10 protein-coding genes and 1 pseudogene are annotated in these 11,957 nt (G+C 67.1%); 10 read left to right on the plus strand and 1 reads right to left on the minus strand.

Annotated features, from left to right (window positions below; translation table 11 throughout):
• The first annotated feature begins 73 nt into the window (after nt 1–73).
• The 9 genes and pseudogenes from V7778_RS18680 (at nt 74) to V7778_RS18720 (ending at nt 9,615) form a co-directional block, all read left to right on the plus strand.
• Entirely contained in the window at nt 74–814 is a 741-nt protein-coding gene (locus V7778_RS18680) for a GntR family transcriptional regulator (RefSeq protein ID WP_335558022.1), read from the plus strand.
• Between the two features lie 100 nt (nt 815–914).
• Nucleotides 915–1,793 (plus strand): N-acetylmuramic acid 6-phosphate etherase, encoded by an 879-nt coding sequence (gene murQ, locus V7778_RS18685; protein ID WP_335558004.1) that lies wholly within the window; start codon nt 915–917, stop codon nt 1,791–1,793.
• Between the two features lie 52 nt (nt 1,794–1,845).
• Nucleotides 1,846–3,123 carry an MFS transporter gene (locus V7778_RS18690; RefSeq protein ID WP_335558005.1) on the plus strand — a complete coding sequence of 426 codons (1,278 nt, stop codon included), beginning with the start codon at nt 1,846–1,848 and terminating at the stop codon, nt 3,121–3,123.
• A gap of 22 nt (nt 3,124–3,145) precedes the next feature.
• Nucleotides 3,146–4,288, plus strand: a complete 1,143-nt coding sequence (locus tag V7778_RS18695) for an acyltransferase family protein (RefSeq protein ID WP_335558007.1) — start codon at nt 3,146–3,148, stop codon at nt 4,286–4,288.
• Nucleotides 4,289–4,312: 24 nt separating this feature from the next.
• The gene (locus V7778_RS18700; protein ID WP_335558009.1) at nt 4,313–5,950 is read left to right on the plus strand and encodes a glycoside hydrolase family 10 protein; all 1,638 of its coding nucleotides are present in this window, start codon (nt 4,313–4,315) and stop codon (nt 5,948–5,950) included.
• Between the two features lie 84 nt (nt 5,951–6,034).
• Nucleotides 6,035–6,967: an N-acetylglucosamine kinase gene (locus tag V7778_RS18705; RefSeq protein WP_335558011.1), complete on the plus strand. Its 933-nt coding sequence runs from the start codon at nt 6,035–6,037 to the stop codon at nt 6,965–6,967.
• Between the two features lie 32 nt (nt 6,968–6,999).
• Nucleotides 7,000–7,767 (plus strand): annotated as a pseudogene (locus V7778_RS18710) (N-acetylmuramoyl-L-alanine amidase); the annotation flags it as partial.
• Nucleotides 7,768–8,101: 334 nt separating this feature from the next.
• Entirely contained in the window at nt 8,102–9,007 is a 906-nt protein-coding gene (locus V7778_RS18715; protein ID WP_211522205.1) for a LysR family transcriptional regulator, read from the plus strand.
• Complete coding sequence (locus tag V7778_RS18720; protein WP_335558014.1) at nt 9,004–9,615, plus strand: M15 family metallopeptidase; 612 nt, start codon at nt 9,004–9,006, stop codon at nt 9,613–9,615. Before V7778_RS18715 ends, V7778_RS18720 begins: the two co-directional genes overlap by 4 nt.
• Nucleotides 9,616–9,634: 19 nt before the next feature.
• Here the strand turns inward: V7778_RS18720 and V7778_RS18725 are convergent, their stop codons facing one another.
• Nucleotides 9,635–10,771, minus strand: a complete 1,137-nt coding sequence (locus V7778_RS18725) for a GGDEF domain-containing protein (RefSeq protein ID WP_335558016.1) — start codon at nt 10,769–10,771, stop codon at nt 9,635–9,637.
• Nucleotides 10,772–11,061: 290 nt separating this feature from the next.
• Here V7778_RS18725 and V7778_RS18730 point away from each other — a divergent pair, with 290 nt between their 5' ends.
• The gene (locus V7778_RS18730; RefSeq protein WP_335558018.1) at nt 11,062–11,667 is read left to right on the plus strand and encodes a PEP-CTERM sorting domain-containing protein; all 606 of its coding nucleotides are present in this window, start codon (nt 11,062–11,064) and stop codon (nt 11,665–11,667) included.
• The last annotated feature ends 290 nt before the right edge of the window (nt 11,668–11,957 follow it).

Raw genomic sequence — 11,957 nt, forward strand, 5'->3', positions numbered from 1 at the left:
TGCGCATACAAGATTTTTTCATGGCGCGGGCCGATCCAGCGCGCGGCTCAGCCAGTACACTCGTTTCATGTCCATGACACCCCCCAGCACCGGATTCCAGCTCAACCTGGACGACAATTCGCCGCTCTACATGCAGCTGGCGCGCAAGCTTGCGCAGGACGTGCGCGACGGCCGCTACCAGGCGGACCAGGCGCTGCCCTCCGAACGCACGCTGTCCGAACAGCTGGACGTCTCGCGCGTCACCGCGCGCAAGGCCATCGACCAGCTGGTGGACCAGGGCCTGGTGGTGCGCCGGCGCGGTTCCGGCAACTACATCGCGCCGCGCATCGAGCAGCCGCTGTCGAACCTGTCGAGCTTTTCCGAGCAGCTGCAGCAGCGCGGCTACCGTCCCGGCTCGCACTGGCTGCGGCGCGAAGTGCTGCCGGCCGACGCCGACGAGCAGCTCTCGCTCGGCCTGTCGCCGGGCACGCGCGTGGCCCGGCTGGAGCGCCTGCGCCTGGCCGACGACATGCCGATGGCCTACGAGATCAGCGTGATCCCGGCCACCGTGCTGCCGCGTCCCGAAGGCGTCACCAATTCGCTCTACGCCCACCTGGCCAAGACCGGCCACATGCCGGTGCGCGCGCTGCAGCATATCCGCGCCATGAACGCGCCGCCCGAGCTGGCCGAGCGCCTCGACATCCCGGAAGGGCGCGCGGTGCTGTTCATCACCCGGGTCGGCTACCTGGAATCGGGCGAGCCGGTCGAGCTGACGCATTCCTACTGCCGCAGCGACCATTACGATTTCGTGGCGGAGCTCCGTAGAGCAACATAAGCTTTTGGCATGAGGGCAGCCGATTCTTTCATGAGATGGCTTGCCGAATTGGTATTACACTGGTTTTATCGATCACTGCGTATTTGAACAAGAGACGGCGATGCTGAAAACCGAAACCCCTTCCCAGGCGCATGCCTCCCTCGACCAGTACGCCACGCCGGACCTGGTCAATGTCTTCGTCGACGACCAGCTCAACGCCGTCAACGCGGTGCGCGCCGCCGCGTCCAGCATCGCGCTGGCCGTGGACGCCGCGCTGCCGCGCATGGAAGCGGGCGGACGCCTGATCTACGTGGGCGCGGGCACCTCGGGCCGCCTGGGCGTGCTCGACAGCGTCGAGCTCTACCCGACCTTCTCCTGGCCGCATGGCCGTGCCGTGGCCCTGCTGGCCGGCGGCAGCGACGCCATGTTCGTCGCGGTGGAAGGGGCGGAGGACGACTTCGAGCAGGGTGCGGCCGACCTGCGCAGCGTGAACGTGGGACCGGACGACGTGGTGCTGGCCATCGCCGCCTCGGGCGGCACGCCCTATGTGCTGGGCGCGCTGCAGGCGGGACGGGCCGCCGGCGCACTGACGGTGGGCTTCGCCAACAATGCCGACGCCCCGGTGGCGAACGAGGCCGAGATCGGCGTGACCCTGGACACCGGACCGGAAGTGGTCTCGGGCAGCACCCGCCTGAAGGCCGGCACCTCGCAAAAGATCGCCCTGAACACCTTTTCCAGCGCCCTGATGGTGCGTTTGAACAAGGTCTACGGCAACCTGATGGTAGACTTGAAGGCGACCAACGCCAAGCTGGTGCGGCGTGCGATCCGCCTGACCTCCTTCGCCACCGGCGCCGACGAGGCGGCCGCGCGCGCCGTGCTGGAGCAGTGCGGTTTCCACGTCAAGACCGCGATCGTGGCCTTGTCCAAACAAACCAGTGTCGAGCAGGCGCAAGCGCTGCTGGAAGCGGCGCACGGCAGCGTGCGCAAGGCGCTCGCCTGATACGCGGCGCGCGGCTTCCTGCGCGCCCTCCCGCCCGGCACACGAAAGAGTCATGCAAACTTCGCAAGCGAATCACACCGGGCGCAGCCCCTGGGCCTGGGTGCCCTCCCTCTACTTTGCCCAGGCCATTCCCTACGTGGTGGCGAACGGCCTGTCGGTCATCATGTACAAGGACATGGGAGTGTCGAACTCCGACATCGCCTTTTATACCAGCCTGCTCTACCTGCCCTGGGTGATCAAGCCGCTGTGGTCGCCCATCGTCGACATGGTCGGCACCAAGCGCCGCTGGACCGTGCTGCTGCAGCTGGCGATGGCCGCCGCGCTGCTGGCGGTGGGCCTGGTGCTGCACCTGCCGGCCTTCTTCATGGTCAGCCTGGCCGTGATGTGGGTGATGGCCTTCAGCTCCGCCACCCATGACATCTCGGCCGACGGCTTCTACATGCTGGGTTTACGCCAGCAGCAGCAGGCCGCCTTCGTGGGCGTGCGCTCGACCTTCTATCGCCTCGCCACCCTGGCCTGCCAGGGTCCGCTGGTGGTACTGGCCGGCACCCTGGCCGTGACCCTGGGCGACGTGCACCAGGCCTGGTCGGCGGTGTTCTTCGTGATGTCCGGCCTGTTCTTCGCCGCCTTCGCCTGGCACCAGTTCGTGCTGCCCAAGCCCGACACCGACCAGCCCGTGCCCTCGACCAGCAATCCGCTGCGCGACTTCTTCGGTACCTTCGGCGCCTTCTTCGCCAAGCGCGACATCTGGCTGATCCTCGGCTTCATCCTGACCTTCCGCCTGGGCGAGGCGCAGCTGCTCAAGCTGGTGGCGCCCTTCCTCAAGGACCCGGTCGAGCAGGGCGGCCTGGGATTGACCACCGCGCAGTACGGCATCGCCTACGGCACGGTCGGCATCATCGCCCTCACCTGCGGCGGCCTGGCCGGCGGCTGGCTGATCTCGCGCCTCGGCCTGAAGCGCTGCCTGTGGCTGATGGTGTTCGCCGTGCACCTGCCCGACCTGGTCTTCGTCTACCTGTCGCAGGCCCAGCCGACCGACCTGGCGACGGTGTCGGTATTCCTGGCGATCGAGCAGTTCGGCTACGGTTTCGGCTTCACCGCGATGATGATGTACATGATCATGGTGGCCGACGGGCCGCACAAGACCGCGCATTACGCGATCTGCACCGGCCTGATGGCGCTGGGGATGATGGTGCCGGGAATGTGGAGCGGCGACCTGCAGGAATACCTGGGGTACAAGAACTTCTTCATCTGGACCTGCCTGGCCACGATCCCGGCCTTTATCATGGCGGCGCTGGTGAGGATCGATCCGGAATTCGGCAAGAAATAACCCGCCGATTATTCACGTACACATGACCGACGCACCCGTGCGCCTGACATCGCTCGACGCCTTCCGCGGCTTCACCATCGCCGCGATGGTGCTCGTGAATAATCCCGGCGACTGGGGCCACCTGTATCCGCAGCTGGCCCACGCCAAGTGGCACGGATGGACCTTCACCGACACCATCTTCCCCTTCTTCCTGTTCATCGGCGGCGTCGCGATGGCGCTGTCGCTCGGCCGCCTGGCCGCGAACGGCGCCGACAAACCGCGTCTGCTGCGCAAGCTCGCCGTGCGCGCCGCCATCATCTTCCTGATCGGTTTCACCCTCAACCTGATCCCGCGCTTCGACCTCGACACCGTGCGCATTCCGGGCGTGCTGCAGCGCATCGCCCTGTGCACCCTGCTGGCGGCGCCGCTCGTGGTCTACCTGCGCTGGCGTGGCCAAGCGGTGGCGATCGTCCTGCTGCTGGGCGTGTACAGCGCGCTGCAGCTGCTGGTTCCGGTGCCCGGCATCGGCGCCGGCGTGCTCGAGCCGGGCCGGGACGTCGGCGCGTACATCGACCGCATGCTGCTCGACGGCCACCTGTGGGTACAGGCCAGGACCTGGGACCCGGAAGGCCTGCTGTCCACCTTGCCCGCCCTGTGCAGCCAGCTGTGCGGCGTGCTGGCGGGACGCCTGCTGCTATCGGCGCTGCCGCGCATCGAGCAGGTGGTGTGGCTGCTGCTGGCCGGCCTGGCCTGCCTGGCCCTGGGCTCGACCCTGGACGCCCTGCTCATGCCGATCAATAAAAGCCTGTGGACGCCGTCATATTGCCTGCTCATGAGCGGCTGGGCGCTGCTCGCCTTCGGCGCGGCATACTGGCTGCTGGACGCCAATCCGCATGCGGCCCTGCGTGCGCGCGCCGCCGCGTGGAGCAAGCCTTTCCTGATCTACGGGATGAACGCGCTGTTCATCTTCGCGTTCTCCGGTTTCGTGGCCAAGATGCTTGGCTTTATCAAGCTGGACCAGCTAGATGGCAGCCGGCGCTCGCTCGGCCGCAGCCTGTACGCGCCCATCGAGGCGCTGCCGCTCGATCCAGTGAATACGTCCCTGTTATACGCCATCGCTTTCAACGCCTGCATGTTCGCCATCGCCTGGTGCATGTGGCGCAAGCGCTGGTTCGTCAAAGTCTAGAATAGAAAAAAATAAGGAGCCGATGTGCAGCCTGACCTGAAGAAACGCGCGTTCGCGCTTGCCGGCGTGGCCGGCGCCCTGGCCCTTGGCGGCTTCCTGACCGCCTGCACGACGCAGCCGACCGCATCCAGCACGGCGCCGGGCGCCCTTGCCCCTGCGCCGGCCGATGCGCCGGTGGTCACCGGCGGCGAGCAGCCGCCGCCGGCCCCGCGCGAATTCCGTGCCGCCTGGGTCTCGACCGTCGCCAACATCGACTGGCCGAGCAGGCAGAACCTGGGCGCCGCCCAGCAGCAGGCCGAAGCCCTGGCCATCCTCGACCGCGCCAAGGCGCTCAACCTGAACGCCATCGTGCTGCAGGTGCGTCCTTCGGCCGACGCCATCTACGCGTCCAAGATCGAACCCTGGTCCGAATACCTCACCGGCGCCCAGGGCAAGGCGCCCCAGCCCTGGTACGACCCGCTCAAGTTCTGGGTGACCGAAGCGCATGCGCGCGGCCTGGAGCTGCACGCCTGGTTCAACCCCTACCGCGCGCGCCACGACGGCGCCCGCTCGCCCGCCGCGCCCAACCACATCACCAACACCAAGCCGGCGGCGGTCAAGCGCTACGGCAAGTTCATGTGGATGGACCCGGCCGAGGAAGCGGCTTCGCAGCAGACCCTGGACGTGATCATGGACGTGGTGCGCCGCTACGACATCGACGGCGTGCACATCGACGACTACTTCTATCCCTACCCGATCGAGGCCACGCCGGCCGAGGTGGCGGGCAATGCCGCGGCGCTCGACGGCAAGACCGGCAAGGCCGAACTCGACTTCCCCGACCAGCCGGCCTGGGACCGCTATGTGGCGAGCGGCGGCAAGCTCGATCGCGCCTCCTGGCGCCGCGACAACGTCAACCGCCTGATCGAGAACATGTACAAGGGCATCCGCCACGAGAAGAGCTGGGTGCGCTTCGGCATCAGCCCCTTCGGCCTGGGCCGCCCGGACCGCCGCCCGCCCGGCATCACCGGCTTCTCGCAATACGACAAGCTGTATGCGGACGCCGAGCTGTGGCTGCAGAACGGCTGGGTCGACTACTTCACGCCCCAGCTCTATTGGCCGATCGCGCAGACCGGCCAGGCCTACGACGTATTGCTCGACTACTGGATCTCGCAGAACAGCAAGGGACGCCACATGTGGCCGGGCCTGTTCACCAGCCGTATCGGCGCGCCGACCAAGGACTACCAGCCGGAAGAAGTGCTGCAGCAGATCAGCGTGACGCGCGCGCGTCCGGCGGCCAGCGGCCACGTCCACTTCAGCATGGCGGCCCTGATGCAGAACCGCAAGGGCATCAGCGACCAGCTGCGCGCCACCCGCTACACCGGCCCGGCGCTGGTGCCTGCCACGCCCTGGCTGTCCAGCGTCGCACCTGGCGCCCCGACGGTCGCGGCCGAGCGCCGCAAGAACGCGCTCCGGCTTACACTCAAGGCAGGCAAGGCCAATGCCCTGTATGCGATCTGGGCGCGCCACGGCAACGAATGGCGCTTCGCCGTGGCCCCGGCATCAACCGTGGACTGGACCATTCCGGACGACGACAAGCTGGGCGCGGCCGACGCGGTCTTCGTCAGCGCCGTCGACCGCCTCGGCGTCGAGGGCGCGCGGGTGCAGGTCTGGAACAAGTCTTAAGATAAAAGGCATAACCCTGGCTCATGCGGCCAGCGCCAGCATTCATTCGCGCCGCAGCGCGCGGGGAGCGTAAACTTGACGGTCATGCAAACTCACGCACAACACGCTCTTGAGGGCCTGGGCCTCGGCATCGACGCCGGCGGCACCCAGACCCGCTGGGCCCTGGCGGCCCCGGGCGGCCACATCCTGGCCGAAGGCACGGTGGACGGCCTCTCGGCCCTGCAGATGGCCAGCAGCGAGGGCCGCGGCACGGTGCGCGCCACCTTTGCCGGCATGGCCCAGGCCGTGCTCGAGCATGGCCGCCCGGCGGCCGTGCGGGCCGGCATGACCGGCTTCGGCGGCGAAGGCGAGCAGTTGGCGCGCTGGCTGGCCGGCTTCCTCGGCATCGAATCGAACGCGGTCACGCTCTGCAACGACATCGAGATCGCCTACCTGGCCAGCTTCAGCCCGGGCGAAGGCTACCTGGTCTACGCCGGCACCGGCTCGATCGGCGCCTTCATCGACGCCGAAGGGGAGCTGCACCGCGCCGGCGGACGCGGCGTGGTGCTCGACGATGGCGGCGGCGGCTTCTGGATCGCGCGCGAGGCCCTGCGCCACATCTGGCGCAAGGAAGACGAGCAGCCCGGCAGCTGGGAAGCCTCGCCGATGGCCCAGGCCGTGTTCCAGCATATCGGCGGCAGCGACTGGTCGTACTCGCGCCAGTTCATCTACCACAGCGAACGGGGCGAGGTCGGCAAGCTGGCGCTGGCCGTGGCCGCCACGGCCGAGCGCGACCCGGTGGCGGCGAGCATCCTGCGCGAAGCGGGCAAGGAACTGGCGCGCCTGGCGCTGGCATTGACGCGCCGCTTCGGTTTGCGTCCGGTGGCCCTGACCGGCCGCGCGGCCGAGCTGCATCCCGTCGTCGTCGACACCATGCGCGCCCTGCTGCCGCCCGACACCCCATTCAGCCAGACCGGCCTGCGCGCCCACCACGCCGCCGCGCGCCTGGCCGCCGGGCCCTTGCCCGGCATCGACTAGACCAGCATCGACTAGAACCAAACAGGACCACCATGAAAACCCTGATCTCCGTACTCGCCCTGGCCCTGCTGGCCGGCTGCGCCACCGGCCCGCGCTACGACACCACGTATAACTCCGTGGGCCAGTCGAGCCGCGTGCGCTTCCTGGTGCTGCACTACACCGTGGCCGACAAGCCGGCCTCGATCAAGATCCTGACCGAGCAGCAGGTAAGCGCTCACTACCTGCTTACCGACGACCCGCAGCCGGTCATCTACCGCCTGGTGGACGAGAACCGCTCGGCCTACCACGCCGGCAACTCGAGCTGGAAGAACTACACCCAGCTCAACAACAGCTCGATCGGCATCGAGATCGTCAACGCCGGCTGGAAGGACACCCCGGAGGGCCGCATGTTCGCGCCCTTCCCGCAGCCCCAGGTGGACGCCCTGGTGGGCCTGGTGAAGGACATCGTGCAGCGCCACGGCGTGGCGCCGGAAAACGTGCTCGGCCACAGCGACATCGCGCCGCTGCGCAAGCAGGACCCGGGCCCGCTGTTCCCATGGCAGCGCCTGGCCCAGGAAGGCCTGGTGAAGTGGCCGGACGCGGGCCGCGTGGCCCTGGTGCGCCCGGCCTTCGACGCCTTCCTGCCGGACGTCGCCTGGTTCCAGCGCAAGCTGGCCATGCACGGCTTCGCGCTGCCCCAGACCGGCGTGCTGGACGAGGCGACCCGCACTACCCTGGCCGCCTTCCAGATGAAATACCGCCCAGCGGATTACACCGGCAATCCGGACGCCGAGACCGCGACCCTGCTCGAAGTGCTGACCACGCCGCCGAATGCGCCGCTGCCGGTGTTCCCGGCCCAGACCGCGCCGGTGCCCCCGGTGCCCCCCGCGCCGGCCGTGCCGGGTGCGCCGCCCGTGCCCCCGGTGCCGCCTTCTCCTGCGCCACTGACCGCGCCGCCCGTTCCGGTACCGCCCGCGCCGGTCGCGCCGCCGCCCGCCGTGCCCGAAACGGCCCCGGTTCCGGCAGTGCCGACGCCTCCCGTGCCGGCCGGTCCCGCCCCGGTAACGACGCCGTGACCGTCGCCGTTCGCGCGTTTTCGCTGTATCCTTCGAAAAATCCGCGCCCGGCGCGGCAGCTTTCACTGAAGGATTAGCGATGCGCCTGCGTCATATCGAAGTTTTCCACGCCATCATGCAGGTCGGCACCATCAGCGGTGCCGCCCAGGTTCTCCACATTTCCCAGCCGGCGGTGACCAAGGTGCTCCAGCACGCCGAACTGCAGCTGGGCATGCCGCTGTTCGAGCGGGTGCGCGGCAAGCTGTACCCGAAGCCGGAAGCGCACCGCCTGTTCGCCGAGACCGAAAAGCTCAACCGCGACCTGCAGGGCATCCGCCGCCTGGCCGCCAGCCTCAAGGGCCGCGCGGTGGAGACCGTGCGCCTGGTGTCGACCCCGACCATCGCCATGAGCGTGCTGCCCGGCGCCATGACGCAGTGGCGGCGCGACTTCCCGCAGACCCGCTGCGAGCTGGCCACCCACCACACCAGCGAGATCGTCAACGTGCTGCGCCTGGGCGAAGCCGACCTGGCGCTGTCGCTGCAGGACCCGCGCCACCCCGGCATCGTGGCCGAGCCGATCGCGCACGGTGTATTGACGGTGATGGCGCCCGCCGGCACCTGGCCCGAGGAAGAGCGCGGCAAGCCGATCGCGGCCGACGCCCTGAAGGGCGAACTGATCGGCCTGAATGACGGCGACCCGCTGGGCGAACTGATGACTGCCTCGTGCGAGGCGGCGGGCGTGCACCCGGTGTTCAATACCGTGGTCCAGACCTACCAGATCGCCCGCTCGCTGGTCGAGGCGGGCGCCGGCTCGGCGGTGCTCGATCCGTTCACGGCCGCCTCGGCCGCGCGCGACAAGGTCATCTCGCGGCCGTGGGAGCCGAGCATCCCGGTCAGCCTCTACCTGCTCACCGCCAGCCATTCCCCGCTCTCGCACGGGGCGCGCGAGCTGGCCAACTGCATCGGCGCGACCGCGCGCGCCTGTCTCGAAAAAGGTTGTACATGACGCTCTCCGTGGCCAGCGAGGACATCGCCGGCAGTTCCGAATTCCGTCACCTGAGCAGCATTGCCGGCATCCAGGTCGACCTGCGCTACGCCACGGACAACAACTTCGTCGGACGCGACCTGTATTCGCCCTTCGACTGCGCCTGGCTGCACACCGAGGCCGCCGCGGCGCTCGAGAAGGTGGTGGCCTGGCTGCGCGCACGCCGTCCCGACCTGACCCCGCTGGTACTGGACGCCCTGCGTCCGCAGCGCGTGCAGCAGCAGCTATGGGACGCACTCGAAGGCACCGGGCTGCAGATGTACCTGGCCAATCCGGAGCGCGGCTCGATCCATTCCTTTGGCATGGCGCTCGACATCACCCTGCTCGATGCCCAGGGGCGTGAACTGGACATGGGCACCGGCTTCGACGACATGAGCAACCTGTCGCACCCGGCGCTGGAAGAAGGCTTCCTGCAGGCCGGCCGGCTGACCGACACCCAGGTGGCCAACCGCCGCCTGTTGCGCGAAGCCATGCTGCAGGCGGGCTTCCTGGGCATTAACACCGAATGGTGGCATTTCGATTGCGGCGACCGCGAGCTGGTGCGCCGTACTTTCCGGCGCGTGCTCTGACGTCCGGGGTACGGGCGTCCTACTTGAGTTCCATCGACTCGACCCGGTTGCGGCCGTTGCGCTTGGCTTCGTACATCAGCTTGTCGGCCGCCGAGATCAGGTCCGGCAGCGTATAGCGCACCTCCGTGTTGGCGAAGTCGAAGCTGGCCACGCCGAAGCTGGCGCTGGTGCGCAGGCCGAAAGGATTATCGCCAAGCAGGCCGGTGTCCTCGGCGAAGGCCATGCGGAGCCGCTCGGCCAGGCGATCGCCGCCCTCCAGGCCCGTTTCGGGCACGATCAAGAGGAATTCCTCGCCCCCGTAGCGCACCACCGTGTCGACGCCCTCGCGGGTCATGCGCCCCAGCAGCGCGGCGAACGCGGCGATGACCTCGTCCCCCTTGGTGTGGCCGAAGTTATCGTTGATCAGCTTGAAGTTGTCGATATCGCACAGCACCACCGTCAGCGGACGGCCGAAGCGCCGTGCCCGCGACAGCACGGCGTCGAGCAGGTGGTCGTGCAGGTAGCGCCGGTTGTAGCAGCCGGTCAGGTGGTCGCGCTCGGCCGCCGTCTTGAGGTCGGCTTGCAGCCGGAATTCTTCGCGCGACACATGGTTATAGCGGCGCGCCGCCAGGGCGCCGAAGGTGTTGACCAGCACCAGCAGCAGGCCCATGGTCAGCAGGTCGGCGAAGGACATCGGCGCGACGCCCTGCACCAGCGCCAGAAATACCCCCGTTGCGCAGGCCGCCAGCGCGATCGCATGCGCAAGACGGTTCGGGATGTAGAGATAGATCACCACCAGCATGATGGCCAGCGACATGGCGTGCCAGTGGAACTCCTGCGGGCGCTGCACGGCGATATGCATGAAGCTGGCCAGCGCCACGACCTCCGCGAGCGTGGCGGCCAGCCAGGTCGCCCGCACCGAGAGGGGCCGGCGGTAGGCCAGCCAGGCGCAGCTGCCTGCGGTTACCGCTACCAGCATGCGCGCGGGAAAGGTCGCCGCCAGCGCCGCCTCCAGGCCGAGCGCCGCGACGTCGGTCACAAAGAAGCACAGGTAGAAGAAGGTGCAGAACAGCAGGGTAAAGCCGAGCAGGGAGCGGGTGCGCGCCAGCTGGTGGTCGAGGAAGGCGGATTCCGCGACCGTGTGGACGAATTCACCAGTGAGCGAATGGATGTGCATGGCAGGCAATGGTGACGGGACGGGACGGGCGGCGGTGGCTAAACGCTATGAAAAATGGAGCGATCTGGACGAACGAGGGCGCAAGTTCGCTCATTCTGACAGCTTTGGGATTGCTCAATTCTAGCGAATGCTAACATTTGTGCAAAATCAATTTTTCGTCGATTTTACTGTCGGGAATATTTACACCACGAAATCTTCACATGCCTAAGCCTTTGATCTGTAAAGAAGCATCTTGACTGGCATTAAAATTGCATAACGAATTGCATCACTTATTACTTTTAATCAATGCTATGAAAACGATCCTGAACGCTTTCGCCGCCGCCGCCCTGCTGGCCTGCGCCACCGCCTCCGCAGGCGTCCTGACCACCACCCTGCATGTCGACAATGGCTTTGTTGCCTACCTGTCGACGAGCGACAGCGAGGTCGGCACCGCATTCGCATCGGGTAACAACTGGGGCCACGGCTACATCAACACCGTCGAGCTGGAGAAGGGCAAGGACTACTACCTGCACATCAGCGCCTACGACGAAGGCGGCATCGCCGGCTTCCTCGGCCAGTTCTCGCTCGACGGCGGCAGCCACCGCTTCGCCAACGGTTTCCAGACCCTGGTGACCAATACCACCGACTGGAAGGGCAACAATACCGGCTTCGACGGTAACTATGGTGCCTTGGGCAATCTCGGCTGGAACGGCGCGGGACCGTGGGGCGTGCAGTGGGATACCTCGTGGGATGCCACCTGGATCTGGGCCGGCGACGCCGAGTGGAACGACAATGCCTATTTCACCACCAAGATCACGGCGCTGGAGCAGGCCAACGACGTACCGGAGCCAGGTTCGGTCGCGCTGCTGGGACTGGGGCTGGCGGGACTGGGGATGATGCGTCGCCGTAAGGCTTGAGGGCTTGAACGAAACGCAGGCTGAGCAGCAATGTTGCTTAGTTAGCGTAAAAAAAGTCATCCCCGCCTACGCGCACTGCTGTCCGGGATAAGCGATACCTCTGCCTTTGCAGAGGGTTTGTAGCAGAATTAGCAATATTTGTGCTGCCAGGAGCAAATTTTAACCGTTAGCTCGTCATACGCGCCACCGACGCCTACGACTTCCCGCGAAGGCGCACTGCTGTCCGGGATAAGCGATACCTCTGCCTTTGCAGAGGGTTTGTAGCAGAACTAGCAATATTTGTGCTGCCA

The sequence above is a fragment of the Massilia sp. DD77 genome, assembly GCF_036961685.1.
Taxonomy (GTDB): Bacteria; Pseudomonadota; Gammaproteobacteria; order Burkholderiales; family Burkholderiaceae_D; genus Telluria.